19 protein-coding genes are annotated in these 21,360 nt (G+C 60.3%); 9 read left to right on the top strand and 10 right to left on the bottom strand.

Going from position 1 to position 21,360, the window contains the following annotated elements:
• Positions 1 to 118: 118 nt before the first annotated feature.
• From C7I36_RS13890 to C7I36_RS13870, 5 genes are all read right to left on the bottom strand, one after another.
• Entirely contained in the window at positions 119 to 5,137 is a 5,019-nt protein-coding gene (locus C7I36_RS13890; RefSeq protein WP_106454295.1) for an AAA domain-containing protein, read from the bottom strand.
• Positions 5,138 to 5,387: 250 nt separating this feature from the next.
• A complete protein-coding gene (locus tag C7I36_RS13885) occupies positions 5,388 to 6,245 on the bottom strand; it encodes a 23S rRNA (adenine(2030)-N(6))-methyltransferase RlmJ (protein WP_106454294.1) in 858 nt (285 codons plus the stop codon).
• Between the two features lie 14 nt (positions 6,246 to 6,259).
• On the bottom strand, positions 6,260 to 6,685 hold the full coding sequence (locus C7I36_RS13880; RefSeq protein WP_106454293.1) for a TIGR02444 family protein: 426 nt from the start codon (positions 6,683 to 6,685) through the stop codon (positions 6,260 to 6,262).
• Positions 6,682 to 8,580, bottom strand: a complete 1,899-nt coding sequence (locus C7I36_RS13875; RefSeq protein WP_106454292.1) for an ABC transporter ATP-binding protein — start codon at positions 8,578 to 8,580, stop codon at positions 6,682 to 6,684. Before C7I36_RS13875 ends, C7I36_RS13880 begins: the two co-directional genes overlap by 4 nt.
• A gap of 30 nt (positions 8,581 to 8,610) precedes the next feature.
• On the bottom strand, positions 8,611 to 9,300 hold the full coding sequence (locus C7I36_RS13870) for a hypothetical protein (RefSeq protein ID WP_106454291.1): 690 nt from the start codon (positions 9,298 to 9,300) through the stop codon (positions 8,611 to 8,613).
• Between the two features lie 62 nt (positions 9,301 to 9,362).
• Between C7I36_RS13870 and C7I36_RS13865 the strand changes: the two genes are divergently transcribed.
• Together C7I36_RS13865 and slyD are read left to right on the top strand one after the other, a co-directional pair.
• Positions 9,363 to 9,563: a YheV family putative zinc ribbon protein gene (locus tag C7I36_RS13865; RefSeq protein WP_106454290.1), complete on the top strand. Its 201-nt coding sequence runs from the start codon at positions 9,363 to 9,365 to the stop codon at positions 9,561 to 9,563.
• A 244-nt stretch (positions 9,564 to 9,807) separates the two neighbouring features.
• Positions 9,808 to 10,326 carry a peptidylprolyl isomerase gene (gene slyD, locus C7I36_RS13860; RefSeq protein WP_106454289.1) on the top strand — a complete coding sequence of 173 codons (519 nt, stop codon included), beginning with the start codon at positions 9,808 to 9,810 and terminating at the stop codon, positions 10,324 to 10,326.
• 66 nt (positions 10,327 to 10,392) lie between these two features.
• On the opposite strand, the gene C7I36_RS13855 is transcribed toward slyD, so the two are convergent.
• Positions 10,393 to 10,608, bottom strand: a complete 216-nt coding sequence (locus C7I36_RS13855; RefSeq protein WP_106454288.1) for a SlyX family protein — start codon at positions 10,606 to 10,608, stop codon at positions 10,393 to 10,395.
• The gene (locus tag C7I36_RS13850) at positions 10,601 to 11,593 is read right to left on the bottom strand and encodes a WD40 repeat domain-containing protein (protein ID WP_245880127.1); all 993 of its coding nucleotides are present in this window, start codon (positions 11,591 to 11,593) and stop codon (positions 10,601 to 10,603) included. The genes C7I36_RS13855 and C7I36_RS13850 overlap by 8 nt, the downstream gene beginning before the upstream one ends.
• A 107-nt stretch (positions 11,594 to 11,700) precedes the next feature.
• Here C7I36_RS13850 and fkpA point away from each other — a divergent pair, with 107 nt between their 5' ends.
• A complete protein-coding gene (fkpA, locus tag C7I36_RS13845) occupies positions 11,701 to 12,477 on the top strand; it encodes an FKBP-type peptidyl-prolyl cis-trans isomerase (RefSeq protein WP_106454287.1) in 777 nt (258 codons plus the stop codon).
• Positions 12,478 to 12,520: 43 nt separating this feature from the next.
• On the opposite strand, the gene C7I36_RS13840 is transcribed toward fkpA, so the two are convergent.
• Positions 12,521 to 12,817, bottom strand: coding sequence for a GIY-YIG nuclease family protein (locus tag C7I36_RS13840; RefSeq protein ID WP_245880126.1), 297 nt, complete (start codon positions 12,815 to 12,817; stop codon positions 12,521 to 12,523).
• Between the two features lie 42 nt (positions 12,818 to 12,859).
• Between C7I36_RS13840 and C7I36_RS13835 the strand changes: the two genes are divergently transcribed.
• Positions 12,860 to 13,570, top strand: coding sequence for an SIMPL domain-containing protein (locus C7I36_RS13835; protein WP_106454286.1), 711 nt, complete (start codon positions 12,860 to 12,862; stop codon positions 13,568 to 13,570).
• On the opposite strand, the gene C7I36_RS13830 is transcribed toward C7I36_RS13835, so the two are convergent.
• Positions 13,555 to 13,992 carry a protein-disulfide reductase DsbD domain-containing protein gene (locus tag C7I36_RS13830; RefSeq protein ID WP_106454285.1) on the bottom strand — a complete coding sequence of 146 codons (438 nt, stop codon included), beginning with the start codon at positions 13,990 to 13,992 and terminating at the stop codon, positions 13,555 to 13,557. The genes C7I36_RS13835 and C7I36_RS13830 overlap by 16 nt on opposite strands.
• A 227-nt stretch (positions 13,993 to 14,219) precedes the next feature.
• Between C7I36_RS13830 and C7I36_RS13825 the strand changes: the two genes are divergently transcribed.
• The gene (locus tag C7I36_RS13825) at positions 14,220 to 14,699 is read left to right on the top strand and encodes an FxsA family protein (protein WP_245880125.1); all 480 of its coding nucleotides are present in this window, start codon (positions 14,220 to 14,222) and stop codon (positions 14,697 to 14,699) included.
• 183 nt (positions 14,700 to 14,882) lie between these two features.
• Here the strand turns inward: C7I36_RS13825 and C7I36_RS13820 are convergent, their stop codons facing one another.
• Positions 14,883 to 16,235: an MATE family efflux transporter gene (locus tag C7I36_RS13820; protein ID WP_483887918.1), complete on the bottom strand. Its 1,353-nt coding sequence runs from the start codon at positions 16,233 to 16,235 to the stop codon at positions 14,883 to 14,885.
• Between the two features lie 193 nt (positions 16,236 to 16,428).
• On the opposite strand from C7I36_RS13820, the gene C7I36_RS13815 reads away from it, so the two are divergent.
• The 4 genes from C7I36_RS13815 (at position 16,429) to C7I36_RS13800 (ending at position 21,354) form a co-directional block, all read left to right on the top strand.
• Positions 16,429 to 16,722, top strand: a complete 294-nt coding sequence (locus C7I36_RS13815; RefSeq protein ID WP_106454282.1) for a co-chaperone GroES — start codon at positions 16,429 to 16,431, stop codon at positions 16,720 to 16,722.
• Positions 16,723 to 16,754: 32 nt separating this feature from the next.
• Positions 16,755 to 18,392 carry a chaperonin GroEL gene (gene groL / locus C7I36_RS13810; protein ID WP_106454281.1) on the top strand — a complete coding sequence of 546 codons (1,638 nt, stop codon included), beginning with the start codon at positions 16,755 to 16,757 and terminating at the stop codon, positions 18,390 to 18,392.
• 539 nt (positions 18,393 to 18,931) lie between these two features.
• A complete protein-coding gene (locus C7I36_RS13805) occupies positions 18,932 to 19,438 on the top strand; it encodes a putative pterin-binding protein (protein ID WP_245880124.1) in 507 nt (168 codons plus the stop codon).
• Positions 19,435 to 21,354: an EAL domain-containing protein gene (locus C7I36_RS13800; RefSeq protein ID WP_245880123.1), complete on the top strand. Its 1,920-nt coding sequence runs from the start codon at positions 19,435 to 19,437 to the stop codon at positions 21,352 to 21,354. Before C7I36_RS13805 ends, C7I36_RS13800 begins: the two co-directional genes overlap by 4 nt.
• Positions 21,355 to 21,360: the final 6 nt, after the last annotated feature.

The following is a 21,360-nucleotide window of genomic DNA, read 5'->3' as shown; positions in this document are numbered from 1 at the left end:
ACCGAAATACTGAGAAAATGCATCAAGGCTCATCATGGCTCTCCCAAAAAGGGAGTATCAGATCACAACACGATCTGCGGGTCAAATAGAACGAAGTGTCCAAAAAACGTTCGCGATCTCACCCTGGCACTGTCCCCACTCGTGGGTGGTCAGTAGTGATGTCGAACTCATCGCCGATCATTGCTCCCAGAATTGCCTGTGGCAATGGTTCATCCTTTCGTACAATGCCTTTGGTTGGCTCTTGGTGATGCTCGGAAATCATGATCGTGATTTGTTTTTCTGGTTCATCTTCATATGTGATAGTCACGCGATCACCGACCTCAATTATCTCTTCCTGCTCACTTGGAATTTCATCCAGATCGGTCATCATTAGCTGGATGGAACTGTGGGGTTCTGGATAGGAAGAAAGGGTTGGTGCTGTAGGCTCTCTGTGTGCTGGCTGGTCTGGTGTATCCACGAATTTGCCATATTCATTGACTGGTGTTACGGCCGGTTTGACCGCTTTCTCCAGCTCGGTGAGTAGCTCTTCGCTGGTTTGTTGCTCCCCACGAGTTTCGTGGCGAACATAGGTTGCCTGGCTGTACTCAGAGCCGAGCGGCTCGATGCCCATGCTATTGAGTCTATCGATCAGATCTGCGTAGCAGCTATCACTATTCATGTACCAATCAGATGCCCAGCAACGCCAGAATGTCCAACCCACCCGTTCCAAACGCTTCTGACGAATCTGATCGCGTACGAAGTTATCAGGGCCATGGTACTGATCACCGTCGAGCTCAACTGCCAATCGACGATCATTGGCACCTTCGATCACCATATCAATTCGGTAATGTCCAGCTTCGAACTGAGGTATAACACGATAGTGGTCGTTTATTAAGCGGGTAAAGACTTGGCGTTCAAACTCGGATTCACACCGAATAATACGCTCTTTGTCTCCCTCTGTGACCTCAATGGGGCGCTGAAAGTGCTCGATCAAGGCGGCTTTTAGGTCCTGTGGGTTGTTCAGGTCATTAAGACCAACTGAGCGTACTAGGACAAGTCTATCTCGGGCCCGACTTACTGCCACATTAAAGCGCTGCTGGTTCTCTCGGCCAGTTTGAGCTCGTGCATCTCCAGGTGAAGCGACCATCGAGAGGAAGACAATATCCCTCTCTTGTCCTTGGAAAAATCGAGCATCACCACATTCAATCTGGTGACGCTCAATTATTTCTACACCAAGGCGGTCGAAGAGTCGTTTTGAGATCAATTTAGCTTGTTTATAGCCAATAAGTGATATCACACCAATGGTGCGCCCAGCCATTGCCGAGTCTGATGTAATCTTCTCAATTTCCTCAATGATCACATTTGCTTCTGCTTCATTGCGATCAAGCACCTTTCGGCCATTCTTGACCCAAATATCGACGAGAGGAGGGTCTAGGCGTTCATGGCTCATCGGAAGACGAAGCGGGATGAGCGGCTCACTGTAGAAGTGCTTCGAGCAGAAATTAATGATTGGCTCTACACAGCGGAAGTGTTCACGCAAGGATGTGCGTTTTCCAGGTGACATTATGCCAACCAAATCGTACAGCGAATTCGTCGGATGAAACGACTGCTTCAGTGGATGATTCCCCAGATAGTCCTCCATCAACTGCGAGATCCGTTCTTCTTTGATACCTACAAGGCTGGGTGAAACCTGCTTATCATCCCCTACAACCAGTAGCTTTTTACCACGGAGGATGACTGGGATTGCGGTGATATCAGACTGGCTGGCTTCGTCGATAATTACCAAATCGAAAGCTTTAAGCTTCGCGGGGATCTGTTCGGCGACACGCCCCTCAGGAATGATCCAACATGGGATTGCATCATAGCAGTCCATCATAGCATCACGGGCCTCCTTCCAGTGCTGCTTCGAGCGTTTGGCCGTTACATTACGGCCGATTCTGCTGAAAGCTGCTGCGAAACGGGCCAGGCCAGAGGCGATCTTCTCGGTCATGCCTTTGCGCAGGCCTAAGAGTGCTCTCAATTCAATCAGTCGATCGAACTGTCGTTGGATATCTTGTTCTAAGCTGTTTTGCTCTTCGGCAAGAGCATTAATTTGATCTCGGCTCGGCAGGCTTGCGATAAAGCCCCGGGCTTGGGCGAGTTCCCAAGCATCACGCCAGTCTCCGGGTGTTAGTTGATCTTCGTATCCTTCTGCTGGTACGGAGCACAGTTGCTGAGCCCAGTTTGGCGCACCATATTGACGAAGAGTGTCGGCGATGGCTGACAACTGCTCAAACTTGGCCTGCTTGCTTTTGAGCAATGTGATCTTGTCCCGCAGAACTCGCCAAGTGTCGCCTAATTGGGTTGTGCCGTCCTCCTCCCCGAGCTTGTCAGCAATCGTACGAAGGCTGTTGAAAACGGGCCCTCTTCCCGCCTCTGCTGCTTCTCGCATACGCCGTGGAACCTGCTGTGATTGGATGAGTTCCAGTCGGTTGACCCATTGGCGAAGGCCGTTGTGTAGCCGTTCAAATTCATTACCCATTTTAGCGACAGCTGTATGATCGACGCCGTAGGGGTAGAGCTCTTTGAGCTGTTCAAGTGTTAATGTCCACTGCTCATAATTGAGTTCGGCGATATCCAGTATTGGGCGATTCAGGCGTAAAAAAGCGACCAACTCCGGGACGGTATCCGGGAGATCGGGAAATCCAATATAGCCGGCGAGTGCGCGCCAAGTGTTTTTCAATGATTGGAGACTTTTCAGTGCTTCCAGCATTTGGTGAACCAACTGCCACTCTTCGGCGCTTTGGGGGTATTGTCCACGGATCTGAATTTGTTCGAATGCCCGCTTGGCCTTGGACTTAAAAAGTGCGCCGAGCCCGAAGGGTTTCTGACCAGATGCAGCGCGCTTGATCGCCTCTGCCAGATCATTGTCCTCCCAAGGGTGAAGGTCTACATTGATGGCATACACCATCAGTGGTTCCACTTTGTCGAGCCAAGTACCAGCTGTGTTGATCAGGCGGACTATCTCTTGGCGCTCGGTAGCAATGGTCACCGGGCTAAAGAGATGAATGACCAGTTTGGTCCAGTCATCATGTTCCCGCAGATGTCTCTTGGTGATGGCCATGTCGTTGAACACCTGGATGGCCGCTTTCATCTTTTTCTCAAAGTCCGCTGTATTTTCGGCCGGTTCGGGCGTCTCACCGTTCAAAAGTGCGCGCTCTATAGCTTGGCTCTGCTGAAGACTCTCATGGATGCGACGCAATGCTGGTACATCAGGGAGAACGTTCAAATCTGGTAATGGCTGGTTACTGTAGAATACATCTTCACCAAGGTCTTGGCGCAGCTCTCGCGCTTGCACGACTAGTTCATGGCTGAATGATGGTGTGTGCTCATCACTAAGAGTTAATGCATCCGGGAACCACGAGTGATCCTCTTGCTGGCATCTGATCAGTTTAACCAGTTGGGCCGGAGATATGCGCTGATTTTTGTATTCAATCTGGGTTAATTGTGATGCTGCGTGTTTGAGCAACGCATTTTCAATGACCGCGATGCGATCTCGCTTGGCCTGAATACTGGATTGTAATTGCTCTATCTCAATCCGAGTTTCTTTAGGATTGAGTCCCTGAATCTGGGCTGAGATAAAGCTAATCGCATTCTCGACCTGCTTCTTGCTGTCACTGTCATTATCCAGTACGGCGATGGTCAAGTTGGATAGTGTCTTGGGTAACTTGCTGCGTACACCCGCCAATGCTTCGGGCGTTTTGGCCGAAATGAGCACGCGCCGGCCAGTCGACATGTAATGCGCAACAATGTTGGCTATGGTATGCGATTTACCGGTACCTGGAGGTCCTTGGACCGATACGGCGTTAGAAGACTCCGTTTGATCCAGAATAGTCGCCTGCTCCTGATTATAGGGCAGCGGGAAAAACATCTCACCATGAGGCTTCTCAACCTCAGTTAACTCTGAAGTTGAGGAAGAGCTCGTTGGGCGTTGGCCGATGTTGAGGTTTCCAAGGTTGAAGTCGATCTCATCTTCATCGAGCTTCTTGTGACTGGGCGGAGAGCCGAAGGCGATCCCGACCTGAGGTAGGTCCTCCGTTTTTGTTGAACGGATCTGTTCAGTCAGGGTTTCGATGTTGTCGATGTAGGGCTGAGTTGACTTCGGTCTCAGCACCAGCATCCAGATGGGGGAGCAGACAGGTATCGATTTCGGTGCCGGCAGGTCGGTCAGAGCCGGATCATAGTATGCCTCCGGATGCAACACGCTGGCAGCCGCCATCCCCAGTCGTTCCGTCAATGCATCATCAAACAGAATATCAATACGTTCTGTTTGCTGGTAATACTTGTCCAGATACTGGGTTAGGGAGGTGCGCAGGCGGCTTGCGCCGGGCAGCATGGCATTGCCATAAGGTTCAGTGACTAGGCACGTTGGCGTTTCACGAGGCGTGATTATCAGCGCATAACCTTCGTGCTCGTCGACTGTGATGTCTACGGTATGCTCAAGTAAAGGTGCTTTAACAACTGAACCGTCTTCAGCGGTTAGTGCCACCATGTTTTGTACCACAACGAGCTCGAACTCATCACTGTGATGACGCAGTTCCTGATGGATTTGGAAGTAATGCCGGTAGAGACGGATCTGGCGCTCTCGTGCTCGTTCAATCTCGGCCCAGGAGGCCCATTGTTCAGCCACCCAGCACTTAAATGCATGCTGAAGATGGGGGACCTGCTCGAGCTTGATTATCACGTCTACTTGTTGGCCGAAGTGGGTGTCGTCTGTAGCACGGATCGGCATCACATCCTGTTCAAGCACGATGCCAGCCTCGATCAGGTCGCTGGCATCTTCAATGGTGACTCTCTGTACAGCGATAGCTTTGAGACTTGGGGATTGGGAAGTGTTATCAAGGGGAACCCCTTGAAGGAAAAGTTCGCAGTGATCGGGAACTGCCGGGGGCGACGTCCGTTCTATGCGGTCGATCGCAATCCAAGCCTCTCCCGGTGCGTCTTCATGTAGCCGAACGTTCTCATGGGTGGACAATTCGACACCGGTTTTAGATGACATGACCGGTTTCTGGGTGTAGTCCAGAATAACTTTGCTGCGAATACTGTGGAGCTCCTTCGCATACGCAAGTAGATTGATCAGGTTCTGTTGGATTGAGTCGTCCTTAGGTTGCTCGTCCATGAGTCCCTCATTGCTTCTTTTGATTACAAGGCTCTGATCGCCCAGCTTACAAAGACTTGGAGGTAGCTCTGAAATTGAACCAAACCATGCAGCTGCGGAGACGTTTTAGCAGGCTGTGTAGCTATTTTTCCACAAAAATAAGCGGAGTCCCTCTGTAGATGGGGCGATGTTGTCACCAAATTAACTAATAGACTAGGTAACCAAAGTCTGCAGGTTTTTATGATTACCTTTTGTGGAGTGTCAACAAAGCCTAACCAGTGGGTGGCTTGTCACCGGTGCCGTCAAGCTTCCACCCCCCCTGTCCGTCCTGGCCCAGGGTCTGTGCCAGGCGGGGCAATAGCCCGGCCAGTTGCTCGTCCAGTTTCCAGGGCGGGTTGAGCACCACCATGCCGGAGCCGTGCATGCCAAAATCCTCGGCCTGGGGGCCGACGCTGAGCTCGGCGCACAGCATCCGCTCAAAGCCGCAGCGGGCCAGGGCCTGCTTGAGGCCGGCACTGCGATCCACGGCTTTCGCCAGCAGCGGGTACCAGATGGCGTAGATGCCGATGGGCCAGCGCTGGTGGGCCTTTTGCAGGGTGTCGGCCACCCGCCGGTAGTCTTCCTTCAGCTCGTAGGGCGGGTCGATCAGCACCAGGCCGCGCCTGGGCGTGGGCGGCAGCAGGCCGACCAGGCCCTCAAAGCCGTCCCGGTGGTGGATGGCCACCCCCTCGCCGCCCAGGTTGTGGCGCAGGTTGTCCACCTCGTTGTTGTGCAGCTCCATCAGCACCAGCCGGTCCTGGGGACGCTGGAAGTGCGCCGCCACCAGGGGCGAGCCCGGGTAGTGGTCGAGCCGGTCGTCCTGGTTCATGGCCCGGATGGCGGCGAAGTAACCGGCCAGCTCAGGCCATTGCTCCCGCTGCTGCCACAGGGGGGCGATGCCGCCCAGGTATTCCGCCTTTTTCTGGGTCCATTCGTGGCCGAGCGTGTAGCCGCCGGCGCCGGCGTGAGTGTCGATATAGCAAAAGCCCTTGTCCTTGGCGCACAGGGCCTCGAGGATCAGGGCCTGAACGGCGTGTTTGAGCACGTCGGCATGGTTGCCGGCATGAAAGGCATGGCGATAACTAAGCATGAGGATATCCGTGGTTAACCGGCGAGTTTGAGCTGCCACAGGGGCGCGTCGGCGACCCGCAGCAGGTGGAGATAAGCCAGCAGGGCGCCGCTGCCGGGCGCGGGCGGGTGGCGCTCGAGCACGGCGAGCAGCTCCTGCTGCTGCCAGCGCTCCAGCTCCAGCTCGTGTTGCAGCAACTGGCCGTAGTCGTCTTCGTCGAGCCTCGTCTTGAGCCAGCGCCGCAGTTGCCGCCAGTGCTCGAACAGGCCCCGGCGGGCTTCGAGCAGCGGCAGGAAATGCCCCGGCTCTGTGGTCAGCCCCAGTTCTTCCAGCAGCAATAGCAGCAACAGCAGATTGACGTTGGCGCCGTGCTCGTCCTGCAATGCCAGGCAGGCGGCGGCCACCCCGGGGCGGGCGTAGTGCTGCTCGCCGAACTGCCAGAGCTCGTCGGCGCCGATCATGACTGCTCCAGCTCTTCCAACTGCTCCTGCAGCGCCAGCCATTCGGCCTCGGCCTCGGCCAGTTGTTGCTGCAGGGGACTTTGCTCCTTCAGCAGTTGCTGCAGCCGGGTCTTGTGTTCGGCCGCGTAAATATCCGGATCCGCCAGTTGCTGCTCGATCCCGGCCAGTTGTTGCTGGCAGCGCTCCATCTGTTGTTCCAGTTTGGCGATGGCCTTGCGCAGGGGCTGGGTCTGCTGGCGCAGCTCGGCCTGGCGACGCTTTTCCGCCTTGCGCCCCTGGGCGGAGTTGTCGCCGGCCGGGGCCTGTTGCTCCGGCTGTTCGGCCTTGTCCTGCTCCACCAGCCACTGGTGGTAGTCGTCCAGATCGCCGTCGAAGGGCTGCACCCGGCCGCCGTCCACCAGGTAGAATTCATCGGTGGTGGCGCGCAGCAGGTGGCGGTCGTGGGACACGATCACCATGGCTCCCTCGAATTCCTGCAGCGCCAGGGTGAGCGCCTCGCGCATGTCCAGATCCAGGTGGTTGGTGGGCTCGTCCAGCAGCAGCAGGTTGGGTTTCTGGTAGACGATGAGCGCCAGCACCAGCCGGGCCTTTTCGCCGCCGGAGAAGGGGCCGACCGGCTCCTTCACCTTGTCGCCGCCAAAGTCGAAGCCGCCCAGGTAGTCGCGCAGGCTCTGCTCGCTGGCTCTGGGATCGAGCCGGGTCAGGTGGGTCAGCGGCGACTCCTCCGGGTGCAGGCTCTCCAGCTGATGCTGGGCAAAGTAGCCGAGCGCCACGCCCCGGCTCGCCTCCAGCTTGCCCGAGAGCGGCGTCAGCTCGCCTGCCAGCAGTTTGATAAAAGTGGACTTGCCGGCGCCGTTGCGCCCCAGCAGGCCGATGCGCGAGCCGGGCACCAGGTTGAGCTTGATCTCCGACAGCACCGCCTGGCCACCGTAGCCGGCGGCCAGTTTTTCCATGGCGATCAGCGGCACCGGCAGGCTGGCCGGCGGGCGGAAGTGGAAGCTGAACGGCGAGTCCACGTGGGCGGGCAGGATGCGCTCCATTTTTTCCATCGCCTTGAGCCGGCTCTGGGCCTGCTTGGCCTTGCTGGCCTTGTAGCGGAAGCGATCCACATAGCTCTGCATGTGGCTGAGCGCGCGCTGCTGCTTTTCAAACATGGACTGCTGCAATGCCAGCAGCTCGGCGCGCATGCGTTCGAAGTCCGAGTAGTTGCCGGTGTATTCGTTGAGCCGGCTGTTCTCGATATGGATGATGCGGTCGACCACGGCGTCGAGGAAATCCCGGTCGTGGGAGATCAGGATCAGGGTGCCCGGGTAGCTTTTCAGCCAGCGTTCCAGCCAGATCACCGCGTCCAGGTCGAGGTGGTTGGTGGGCTCGTCGAGCAGCAGCAGGTCGGATCGGCAGATCAGCGCCTGGGCCAGGTTGAGGCGCATGCGCCAGCCGCCGGAAAAGGCGCTCACCGGGCGGGACTGGGCGGCGTTGTCAAAGCCTAGGCCGTGCAGCAGGCCGGCGGCGCGGGCGTGGATATGGTAGCCGCCGTGGGTGTCGAGTTTGCCGTGCAGCTCGGCGATGGCGATGCCGTCGTGGCGGGCCTCGGCCTGTTCCAGCTCCCGGCACAGGCGGCGGTATTCCCGGTCGCCGTCGATCACGTAGTCGAGCGCCGAGCAATCCAGCGCCGGGGTTTCCTGGGCCACGCTGGCCAGCTGCCAGTCGGCGGGCAGGGCAAACTGGCCGCTGTCGATGCCGAGCTCGCCCTTGAGCAGGGCGAACAGGCTGGACTTGCCGCAGCCGTTCTTGCCCACCAGGCCGACCTTCTGGCCGCCGTGAATGGTGGCGCTGGCATCTTTCAACAGGGGGCGGCCGCCCCGGAGCAATTCAATCTGGCTGAGGGTGATCATAGGGGTCCGGCATTCGGCAAAAAGCGTATTTTAGCCGGTTTTGGCTCCCGGATGACAGGGGGCGCCCAGCCAATGGCGGCAATCCTGCTCGAACTGGGGCAGGGAGGCGAAGCCGTGGCGGGCCAGCAGGCCTTCCCAGTCCGAACTCCTGGGCAGTTCCCGCAGCAGTTGCAGCAGGGTGGCCTGGCGGCGCCAGCTGTCGGCATCGCAGCCGAAGCGGTGGCGAAATGCTTCCTGCTGTCCGGGCTCGAGGGCAAAACCGGACGGCTCGGCCACCATGCTGGCCATCAAGGGGTCGAGGGCATCGAAGGGTAGCAGCGCCTGGGCCTGCAGTTCGTCGTACAGGGCCCGGCACAGCCGGCCGTAGGGGCCTTGCCAGTCCGGCTGATCCTGCCAGTCGGCCAGTTTGCCGGCAATGGCTGCCAGCAAGGGAGAAGGCTGAAAGCGGCCGGCCTGCCCGGGCTGGGACAGGCGAGGCGAAAAGTCGACTTGGCTCAACCGGGTGCCGGCAAAGCCGTGCCAGGCGAACAGGGTGTCGGCGGGCAGGAAGGCGCCTTCGCCGCTGGCCAGCGGAAAGGACTGGCGGCCAAGCTGTACCAGGCCCGAGCCCTGGTGCACCAGCAGCAGGCGTCCCTTGAAGTGGCGCTGACGCCGGCCTGGCTGTAGGTGGGACAGGCGCAATGCCTGGTAGTGAATGCTGTAATGGGCGTGAGTGGTCATTGTAGTCGGTTCGATTTTGGCGGAGAATCCGGAACCAAGGTTGCTTTCAGGATGTATGAACCATGGAAACCCGTCGTAAAAAGCGTTTTATCGCCGGAGCCGTTTGCCCCCAGTGTAAGGCGATGGACACCATGATGCTGTATCTGGAGCATGGTGTCGAGAAGGTCGAGTGCGTGCAGTGCGGCCACAGCCAGAGCCAGACCAAGGCCGAGGTCAGCGAGGTGGCCGGTGCTGGAGTCATTGGTCTGTTCAAGCCCGAGTAAAGACTGCTCGCTCTTTGGCCAGTCGCCGGCAGCCCCCTTTCTTCCGGACCGGGGCTGGGCTAGACTTGGCGCTGGCAGAGCAAGTGATCTATTCCCTGTGCTATCTTGATTTCTGCCAGCCAATGGCCCTGCGGGGCCATCTTTTATTGCCCTGCCGTGGGGCAAGATTCTCGGCCTTCGCATTTCTTCCGTTCTGACCATCATGTATGCTAGTGGCCACATTCACGAGCAGGACCCTATTCCCATGAAAGTATCTCCCAATACCGTGGTAACGCTGGATTTCACCGTTGCCAATGCCAGTGGCGAAGTGCTGGATTCCACCGAGGGCAAGCAGCCTCTGCAGTACCTGCACGGTACCGGCTACCTGGTGGCCGGGCTGGAAACGGTGCTGGAGAACAAGCTGGCCGGTGAGGACTTCGAAGTAACCCTGACGCCGGAACAGGCCTATGGCGAATATGACGAAAGCCTGGTGCAGTCGGTGCCCGGCGAGATGTTCGACGGCATGGAAGTGTCCGAAGGCGACACCTTCGTGGCCGAAACCGATGACGGTCACCGTCCGGTAACCATTGTCGAGGTGGCGGAGGAGTACGTGAAGGTGGACGGCAACCATCCGCTGGCGGGCATGACCCTGAGCTTCAAGGGCGTGGTGCGCGAAGTGCGCGCCGCCACCGAGGAAGAGCTGGCCCACGGCCATGTGCACGGTGAGCACGACCATGACCACGATCACCACCACGAAGGCGGTTGCTGCGGCCACCACCACTGAGTGTGACGGAAACTCCGGGATAAAGGCGCTGCGGCGCCTTTTTTGTTGTTTGAAACGCGGTTCGGCTCAGTAATGGGGTGGCGGGGTTTCCTCCGCCTGGCTGGCGAGCTGGCCGGGCTGCAGCTCCTTGAATTTTTGGCTCAGCAGGCCGAGCTGCAGTTTCAGGCGGGCGATTTCTCCGCCCTGGGCGGTGATTTCCTGGTTGAGCTGCTCTATGGTGTCATCCTGGAAAGCCAGGCGGGTTTCCAGTTGTTCCAGCCGTTGCAGCAAGGCGTCATTCATTGTCGTCGTCTCTGTGGTTAAGTGGCCAGGTTTCCCCCAGGCCGGCAGAGCTGACGCTGTAGGCCTGGCGGGAGTCGATAAAGGCCACACTATATACCATGGCACTGGCGGGCCTGAGCCGGGTGTGCAGTCCCACCTGCCAGCTGTTCAGCAGGCGGCCGTCGTCCAGTTGCCACAGATCCAGCCGGCGGGCGGTGCCGCCGGTGAGCAGGCGGTTGCCGGTGACGTCCAGGCGGGCACTGACAAAGGTTTGCCCCCGGTGGGCGGAGTGCAGCCGGGCCTGGCGTTCGCCCCCCGGCAGGCGGCGGATATCGCCGCTGCCCTGGGCATCGGCACTGAAGGCGTAGCCGCCCTGCGGATCGAGGCGGACCAGGCTGGCGCTGTGCTCGTGCCGCCAGCGGGCCAGGATGGCGGCGTTATCGGTTTGCCAGAAGATCACCTCGCCGTCGTGGCTGGCGCTCAGGGCGTAGCGGCCATTGGCCGACAGATCCACGGCGTTGATCCTGTCCTGATGGCCAAGAAAGCGCAGCCGGCGCCCGCTGGTCAGATCCACGTATTCCACTTCGCCGCTCTGGTAGCCGAGCAGCAGGCCGCGTCCGCCATCCTCCAGGGCCAGGGCCCGCAGGGTCTGTTCGAGACGGTAAAAACCCAGGTTGCGGCCATCGTCGAGGGACCACAGCGCCAGGGTATCGGTGGTGGCGGTGGCCGCCACGTCGCTGCCCGGCGAGCTGGCCAGCAACAGGATGTCATCGGTGGACTCGCCCTGATACCAGTGATAGCGGGGTTCGGCCTCGCCCCGGCGCCAGACCCGCACCGGCCCGGGGCCGGTCGACACCAGCACATGTCCGGCGTCGGCGGTGGTTTCGGTCGCCAGCACAGTGCCTTCGGTAAAAGCCTGCCTGGCCAGCGGCCGGGAGCCGCCGTCGCAGCCGCTCAGCAGCAGGAATGTGACGCACAGCGCAGTGAACAGGCGAGGGGGCAGCATTTTTGTCCGTTTGGGCTTTCGCATCGGCAAGTTGAAACGTTAGTATAGGTCCTGGACTATAAGCATCTCATTTTCCTTGGGGTTTTTCCCCTGATCTGGAGTTGATAATGAAAAAACTGTTGCAAGTCGGCTTGCTGGCGTCCGCCGTGGCGGTGGCCCTGAGTGGTTGTAAGGAAGAGCAGGCGGCGGCTCCCGCCCCGGCGGCCGAGGCAGCACCGGCACTGGAAAGTTTCGAGGAGAAATCCGCCTACGCCATCGGACTGTCGATGGGCCGCTACATCGGCTCCACCCTGGAAAAACAACAGGAACTGGGCGTTACCCTGAACAACGACGTTATCCTGCGCGGTGTGAAGGACGGCTTTACCGAAGGCGGCCAGATGACCGACGAGGAAGTGCAGAACGCCCTCATGGCCTACGACGAGCATATCAACGGGCTGATTGAAAGCCAGGCCAAGGAGCAGGCGGCGGCCACCCTGGAAGAAGGCCAGGCCTTCCTGGCGGAAAATGCCAAACGGGAAGGGGTACAGGTCACCGAATCCGGCCTGCAGTACGAGGTGCTGAGCGAAGGTGAAGGCGACAAGCCGGCGGCGGAAGATGTGGTGACAGTGCATTACACCGGCACCCTGGTGGACGGCACCCAGTTCGACAGTTCGGTCGAGCGCGGCGAACCCGCCAGCTTCCCGCTCAACCAGGTGATCCCGGGCTGGACCGAAGGTGTGCAACTGATGCCGGTGGGCTCCAAATTCAAGTTCTTTATCCCTGCCGAACTGGCCTACGGCGAATCCGGTGCCGGTACCATTCCCGGTAACGCCGTACTGATTTTCGAGGTGGAACTGCTGGACATCGAACGGGCCGAACAGCCCGAGGGCGAGACCCAGGAATAACGAGAAAGGCGCCATACGGCGCCTTTTTCTTGCTTGTGACCCATCAGAGCCAGCGCTGCCAGCCTTCCGCTTCGAGCAGCAATTGCTCCTTTTGTTGCTTGTCGAGTCGTTTGAGCCGGTATTCCAGCCGCAGGGCGGTGGACTTGTCCGCCACCGGCAGGCGCCAGACCAGTTCGGCGGGGCGGCGCGACCAGACATAGCGCGAGGCCAGCCGCTGGTGCTCGTTGTGCTCCCGGCAGCGACGCTCCGGATCCCGGCTGATCCCCGCATACAGGCTCCGATCCCGGCAGCGCAGCAGGTAGACAAACCAGGTTGGGCTTTCGTCGGTCATGGGATCCATTACACTCACCGGAGGGAAAGCGTCATCATAGCGAGGTTCATTATGCATGGAAACGACAGGAGCGCCGCAGCGCTGCTCGGCGGGTTGATCGCCCTGGGCCTTGTCTGGGGCGGGAGTCATCTACGGGACGCGGTCCAGTTGTGGAAGCAGGCGGACCGGGTGGTGGCGGTCAAGGGCCTGGCCGAGCGCCAGGTACAGGCGGATCTGGTGTTGTGGCCAATCAGCTTTTCGGTGACCGCAGACAGCCTGGCCGGCCTTTATGACGCCATCGACGAAGACAGGGGCAAGATCACCCGCTTTCTCGGCAACGCGGGCTTCGAGCCCGGTGAACTGAGCATTGCCGCGCCCGTGGTGCAGGATGTGTGGGCCAGCCAGTTTGCCGAGCCGCGTCCGCCCCAGCGCTACCGGGCCGATGCCGTGGTGCTGGTGCGCAGCAACCGGGTCGACCTGGTCAAGCAGAGCCTGCCGGCCTCGGCCGAACTGGTCAGCCAGGGCGTGCTGCTGACCCAGAGTTATGAACACAAGATCCAGTATGTGTTCACCGGCCTCAACGATATCAAGCCGGCCATGATCGCCGAAGCTACCGCCAACGCCCGGGAGGCGGCCCGCCAGTTTGCCAAGGATGCCGACGCCGAGGTGGGAGGCATCCGCTCGGCCCAGCAGGGATATTTTTCGGTGACCGATCTCGACAGCTATACCCCCGAGATCAAGCAGGTGAGGGTGGTGACCAGCGTCGACTACCTGCTGGAGTAAGCGATCGGCAGCAGTACCGTCTGGGGCGGATAGCACAACCCAGTAGTACAGCCCTGGTAGCGCAGTTCAACCTGGGCCCCGGGGCCGGCAGCATGCAGGGGCAGTTGCAACTCCAGCCGCTCCCGGTATACCTGGCTCTGACCGAAGTATTCATCCTGGTAGGGTTCTCCTTCGGGCAGATGCCACTCGCCCAGGCTGACCTCCTGGCCGGCGGCGGTGATGCTGTGGCGGTAAAGATAGTGGCCGGGGGCGACGTGGATACGGATTCTCAGTTCATCGCCATGGTGTTCGCTGTCGAGCACGAAAGCCTGCTCTACCGGCAGAAAATCGCCCGCCGTGGGACCGGGGTTGCGGTTCGGGCCGAGCAGGACCGCCGACAGCACCATGGCCAGGGCCGAGAGGACGATAAAAATGCGTACCATGATAAGCCGTGCCTCCTGGATATTGTGGCTGCCCGCATCATACTCCCGGGCGGGCGCCAGCCCTTGACCTGGGTCATAAAGCGGCAATGCCGTGTTGCCGGCCGCTTTTCATGCCGGTGCCTCCGGGTTAAGGTCGACCGATGGACGGTATTTGAAATGAGCGGTCGCCGTCCCCATTTTAATGGTTCGACCCTATTCTATGCCGACAGCGGCGACAAGAGGTGATTGTGGGTAAGGTATTGTTACTGTTTATCGGCGCCGGCCTGCTGGAAATTTTTGTATTTATCGAAGTGGGAGCGGCCATCGGGGCCTGGAGCACCATTGCCCTGATCCTGCTGACCGCCATTGCCGGCATTAGCTTGGTGCGCATTCAGGGCTTGCAGACCCTGATGGCGGCCCAGACCAAAATCAACCGGGGCGAGACCCCGGCGAGGGAAATGGTGTCGGGCATGATGCTGGCGCTGAGCGGGGTCTTGCTGCTGTTGCCCGGATTCGTCACCGACTTTGCGGGGATACTGTTGCTGTTGCCGCCGGTGCGCCATGCCCTGGCCGAACGCTTCCTGAGCCGGACCCATGTACGCGGTGACAAGGGGCATACCTTCAGCGCCGAATATTACTACCACGCTGAAACCCGGGTGAACGATGGCGAGCAGGACAGAAAAGGCGTGACCTTTGAAGGCGAAGCCGAGCGCAAGGACGACAAATAACCGGCCCCTTCGGGAGCTTGAAGCTGGAAGCCTTAAGTGGTGTTGTTTGGGAGGCCGCGCGCAATGCGCGGCCAAATAACTTGATTGTGATCTGGCACAGATCTGAGTTTAATTTCCCCAGTCCCCAGTCCCCAGTCCCCAGTCCCCAGTCCCCAGTCCCCAGTCCCCAGTCCCCAGTCCCCGTCAACTCAGCGGGTGGCGAATCTTCCACGGAAAACGCCACCAGGCAAACAGGCAGGCCACAAGCCCGGCCAGCAGGTTGGCCAGCAGTATACCGGTGAAAATACCCCGGGCACCGGCCAGATCGGCCCCCAGCCAGGCCAGCGGCAGCAGCAGGCCGAACAGCCGAAAGCCGTTGAGCAGCAGTGAAATCACCGACACCCGCAGGCCGTTCAGGGCCGCCCCCAGCAGCATGAAGCATCCCTGCAGGCCATAGCTGGCCGGCACCAGTCTGAGGTAGAACGTCAATTGCTCCGCCACCGCCGGGCTGTCGGTGAAGGCGTCGGCGATGGTCGGTGCCAGCCACCACAGTAAGGCGAACACCCCCAATTGAAACAGGATGGCGAAGCGCATCGCCAGCAGCAGGCCATGGCGGCTGCGTTCATGCAGGCCGGCGCCGGTGTTCTGGGAAATAAAGGGCGCCAGTACCGAACTGAGCGCCATCATCACGATCAGCACCAGGGCCTCTATGCGAGAGGCGGCGCCGAAGGCGGCCACGGTTTCGGTGCCAAAACGCGCCAGCAGCAACATCAGCAGGGCGGTGGCAATGGGGTTGAGCATGCTGGTGCAGGAGGCGGGAATGGCCACATGCAGCAGTTGTTGCCAATGGCTCTGCAGCACAGGCCAGGGGGAGGGCGGCCAGCACAGCAGCCGCTCCCGGCGACGCAGCAGGTAAAGGCCGAGCACCATGGCGAGCAGCCAGGAGCAGGCCGAGGCCAGCGCCGCCCCCCGGATTCCCAGGGCTGGAACGGGTCCCAGGCCGAAGATCAGCAGGGGGTCCAGAATGCCGTTGGCCAGACCGGCTACCGCCATGACCAGGCTGGGGGTCCGGGTATCGCCGGTGGCGCGGATGGCGGCGTTGCCCACGATCGGCAGGATCAGCATGGGGGCCGCCAGATACCAGATCAGCATATAGTCGCGGATCAGTGGCAACAGGGTAGGGTCGGCTCCCAGCAGACGAAACAGCGGTTCCAGGGTTGCGACACCGAGCGCCGCCAGCAGGCAGACCAGGACCAGCGCCAGCAGCAGGCTGTCGCTGGTAAAACGGGCCGCCTGCTGCTGGCGGCCGGCGCCCAGGGCCTGGCCCAGGCTGGCCGACAGGCCGGCACCCAGCCCCATGGCCAGGGAGATCACCACGAAGGTCACCGGAAAGGTGAAGCTGACCGCGGCCAGGGCGTCGGTGCCCAGCAGGCCGATAAAGAAGGTGTCCACCAGGTTGAAGGCCTGGATGGCGACGATGCCGAGCGCCATGGGGCCCGTCATGCGCGCCAGTTGCGGTCCTATGGGGGCGGTGAGCAGGGAATTCGGTCTTGCCACTGAGAATACCTTGACGCTGGGGCGGGTGGAGGCGAGGGCTATGATAACGCCGCCGGCCCGGGCGACTTAAAAAATTTTTGTGTTTTGCCCTTGAAGGCGCTGAAAGCGCTCCCATATAGAAGGTCAACGGAACGGTTTGCGGCCTTTGGCCGTTTATCTCACAAGGTAACAACACTCATCAGGAGAGTTATCGATGAACATTCGTCCATTGCACGATCGCGTCATTATCAAACGTATTGAAGCCGAGTCAAAATCTGCCGGAGGCATCGTTCTGACCGGGTCCGCCGCCGAAAAATCCACCCGTGGTGAGGTACTGGCGGTAGGTAATGGCCGCGTCCTGGACAACGGTGAAGTAAAAGCCATGTCCGTCAAGGTCGGTGACAAGGTCATCTTCAACGAAGGTTTTGGCGTCAAGACCGAGAAGCTGGACGGCAAGGAAGTACTCATTCTTGCCGAGAACGACATTCTCGCCATCGTCGAAGAATAATCCGGTTCATCCACTTTAAAGGAAGATAAACAATGGCAGCTAAAGACGTAAAATTTGGTAACGACGCCCGCGTAAAAATGCTGAAAGGCGTAAACATCCTGGCCGATGCCGTCAAGGTGACCCTGGGTCCGAAAGGCCGCAACGTGGTGCTGGACAAATCCTTCGGCGCTCCCAACATCACCAAGGACGGCGTGTCCGTGGCCAAGGAAATCGAGCTGGAAGACAAGTTCGAGAACATGGGCGCCCAGATGGTGAAGGAAGTCGCTTCCAAGGCCAACGACGAAGCCGGTGACGGCACCACCACCGCCACCGTGCTGGCCCAGTCCATCGTCAACGAAGGCCTGAAAGCGGTGGCCGCCGGCATGAACCCCATGGACCTGAAGCGCGGTATCGACAAGGCCGTGATCAAGGCGGTGGAAGAGCTGAAGGCCCTGTCCGTTCCCTGCAAGGACACCAAGGCCATCGCCCAGGTAGGTACCATCTCCGCCAACTCCGATGAGAAAGTCGGCCAGTTGATCGCCGAAGCCATGGAAAAAGTGGGCACCGACGGTGTCATCACCGTGGAAGAAGGCCAGGGCCTGGAAGACGAGCTGGACGTGGTGGAAGGCATGCAGTTCGACCGCGGCTACCTGTCTCCCTACTTCATCAACAAGCAGGAAACCGGCACCGTCGAGCTGGACGACCCCTTCATCCTGCTGGTCGACAAGAAAATCTCCAACATCCGCGAACTGCTGCCGGTGCTGGAAGGCGTCGCCAAGCAATCCAAGCCGCTGCTGATCGTGGCCGAGGACGTGGAAGGCGAAGCCCTGGCTACCCTGGTAGTGAACAACATGCGCGGCATCGTGAAGGTGGCCGGCGTCAAGGCACCGGGCTTCGGCGACCGCCGCAAGGCCATGCTGCAGGACATCGCCATCCTCACCGGTGGTACCGTGATCTCCGAAGAAGTGGGTCTGGAGCTGGAAAAGGCCACCCTGGAAGATCTGGGCCGTGCCAAGCGCGTGGTGATCAGCAAGGACAACACCACCATCATCGATGGCGTGGGTGAAGCCGACACCATCAACGCCCGCGTGGCGCAAATCCGCCAGCAGATCGAAGAGTCCACCTCCGACTACGACAAAGAGAAGCTGCAGGAGCGTGTGGCCAAGCTGGCCGGCGGTGTGGCCGTGATCAAGGTGGGTGCCGCCACCGAAGTGGAAATGAAAGAGAAGAAGGCCCGTGTCGACGACGCCCTGCACGCCACCCGCGCCGCAGTGGAAGAAGGCGTGGTGCCCGGTGGCGGTGTGGCCCTGGTGCGTGCCGCTGCCAAGCTGGGTAACCTGACCGGTGACAACGAAGATCAGAACGTGGGCATCAAGGTGGCCCTGCGCGCCATGGAAGCCCCGCTGCGCCAAATCGTCAGCAACGCCGGCGAAGAAGCCTCTGTGGTGGTGTCCAAGGTGAAGGACGGCGAAGGCAACTTCGGTTACAACGCCGGCAACGACACCTACGGCGACATGCTGGACATGGGTATCCTGGATCCGACCAAGGTCACCCGCTCCGCGCTGCAGTTCGCTGCTTCCGTAGCCGGCCTGATGATCACCACCGAAGCCATGGTGACCGAGCTGCCGAAGGAAGCCGCTCCGGCCATGCCCGACATGGGCGGCATGGGTGGTATGGGTGGCATGATGTGATGCGACGAGAGTCGTGTTACCTTGTGTAACTCCTTGAAATAATAGGAGTTCACACCGGGAGTGGCTGGGCAAGCCAGCCACTCCTTCCCTCAAGGCCTCAGAGTATGAAAGAGGCCTACCGATAATGTCGGGCTACTCGCTATACAACCTAGGGATAAAATCCCGTTCCAAAACCGGTTGCCCAAGGCAACTCCGTCCAACCAGGGAATCCGTTTGGTCAGGCATCTTATTGCCTGTTACCTACACAGGGCCCGGGCTATCCAATGACGTTCAAACAAAAAGACGACTTCCCCTGGAAGTGGTGCGTAACCTGTTGTGCAGCCCACGTAGCCTGGGGGCGGCCTCTTTCTCTGCAGCTGCTCTGCCACTCATCCTGGCTCGGGGCCTGGATTTTTGTTGCAGCTACCGGTTTTCGTCGTCCCAGCCTTCAAATACTGCTTCTGCTTGCCGCGCCAACTCCGTTATCATGGTTTTGTGAACAAGATGGGTTTGAGTGAGTCCTTTTGTGCCCGGCCCGGGCCCGATGTTGGGGAGACGCTGTGACAGGACGAGCAGGCCTGCTGCTATTGCTGATGATCATACTGTTGCCGACAACTGTGGCGGCATCGCCGGTGATCCTGACCATTACCGGCAATATCCGCCATCAGGGGGAAAGCCTGGAGCAGCTGGAGTTCACCCTGGAACAACTGCAGGCCCTGCCACAGCGGGAGTTGACCACAGCCCACCTCTGGGCCCGTGAGCCGCACCGTTATCTTGGCCCTGATCTTGCGCTCTTGATGGAGACCCTGTTCGGCCACGCCCGCATCACCACCCTGCACCTGGAAGGACTCAACGGCTATAGCGTGGCCGTGGACTGGCCGGCCCTGGCGCCCCATCAGCCCATACTGGCTTGGCAGGAAAACGGCAAAACCATGAGCCGGCGCGACAAGGGCCCCCTGTGGCTGCTGCTGCCCTTTGAACGGCTTTCCGAGCCCCAGTTGTCCGACTTTCGCCACTATATGGTCTGGCAGTTGCACAAAATCCGGGTTTTCACGGAGCCCCGGTGAGGCTGCTTCCCCGTCGGCGGCCGCCCCTTCGACCCACCCCCGGCCGGCTGCATCCGGCCAAGGTCGTGGTGGGCGGGCTCCTGTTGCTGGCGATGCTCACCTTCGGCCTGGGCGCCGCCCATACCCTGGTGGGTATCCGCAAGCACAACGATCTGTTGGAACGGCGTACCTACGAAGTGCCCTGGTCGCTGATGCAGCTGCAACTGGAGGTGAACCGTTTCCTCGACGCGGTGCGGCTACTGCATGCCGGCGCCATCGGCCATGACGAACTGATGCTGCGTTACGATATCCTGTGGAGCCGCACTCCCGTTCTGCTCAGCAGCCAGCTCAAGGACACCCTGAGCGAGCGCCCCGATCTGTGGCTGCTGATCCAGCAGATTGAAACCCGGGTGCGGGCCATGGAGCCCCTGGTCAAGGTCCTGGTGCCCGGTTCGCCCGCCTACCAGCTGCTACTGGCCGAACTGAGTCCCTACCTGGAGCCGCTCACCCGGACCCTGACCGCCACCATGCACAGCAACGTAATGTTCTATGCGGAGTACGATCAGACCTACCGCCAGTTGGGGCGTCAGCTGTACGTCCGGATTGGCGGCCTGGGCGGCAGCACCCTGCTGTTGCTGCTGCTGCTGTGGCGGGAACTGCGCGGCTATCGCCACCAGTTGCTGCACGATCCCCTGACCGGCCTGCCCAACCGTTTTTCCCTGCAGCGCCGGCTGGAACAACTGATGGCGCGCCGGCTTCCGTTCAGCCTGATCCTGCTGGAGCTGGAGGATGCGACCCGGGTCCATCACCGCTTTGGCTTCGAAGTGGCCGATCGCCTGCAGCAGGCCTTTGCCGGACGTCTGGGCCAGGGCCTGCAGGCCGGCGAGTCCCTTGCCCGTTGCGGCGGCGACGGGCTGGTGGTGGTGGCCGAAGGCGTGGTGGAGCTGGCGGAAGTTCGGGCCAGGCTGTCCCGGATACGGCAGGCACTGGTGGCGGTCGAGCCGATAGCGGACCACGATTTTTACATGAAGCCGGTGATAGGTGTCGTGCTCTATCCCGCCGACGCCGACAATCTGGTGGATCTGCTGGCTCGGGGCGAGCTGGCCCTGGCGCTGTGCCGTCGCGACCGGCAGCCCTATGTGATTTTCGATCCTTCCCTGCTCAAGGAGATCCGCCGCCGCCAGCAACTAGCGCAGGATCTGCCGGCGGCCCTCGACAGCGGCAGCCTGAACCTGGGCTATCTTCCCCTGGTTGATGCCGACGACCACTGTGTTGGCCTGCAGTTGACGCTGCAGTGGCGCCATCCCGCCTTTGGGGTAATCGGCGACAGCGAGTTGTGGCGGGTGGCCGAACAGTTCCAGCTGGCCGAACGGCTGCTGCTGTGGTTGCTGGATCATGCCGGGGAAGCATTGCACGACTGGCGTCGGAGCCGGCCCGGCCTCTTCCTCAACCTGACTCTGCCGGCCTCGGCGTTTCGCGCAACCGTGCTTGAACTGCTGCTGGCGGTGCTGGCGCGCCACGGGCTGGATGCCGGTGCCCTGGTACTGGATCTGAGCGAAGAAACGGTGATGGCCGATCCCCATGAAACCCGCCCCCTGCTCGACGCGTTTCGCGAGCGGGGGATACGGCTGGCCCTGGCCGACTTCGGCAGCGGCTGCTCGGTCTGGGGCCAGTTGGCCCGCCTGCCGCTGGACTGGCTCAAGCTGGACGAGGTTTTTTGCAACGGCATAGCGATGGAAGGTGAAGCGCGCCGGCAGCTGCGGCTGCTGTTCGAGCTGGCGGGGTTGCTGTCGCTGCCGCTGATTTGCTGCGGAGTGAATAACCCCGCCGAGTTGGAGGTTGTGCGCGAACTCGGCGGACGGCCGCTATTACAGGGACGCCAACTGGGGGGCGTGCTGGCGGCGGTAGAAGTGCCGCCCTGGCTGGCGGCGCATTGAGGACCG

Origin of the sequence: Zobellella taiwanensis (assembly GCF_003012795.1) — a bacterium.
Classification (GTDB): domain Bacteria; phylum Pseudomonadota; class Gammaproteobacteria; order Enterobacterales; family Aeromonadaceae; genus Oceanimonas; species Oceanimonas taiwanensis.
This window is presented reverse-complemented; position numbering and strand designations above follow the sequence as displayed.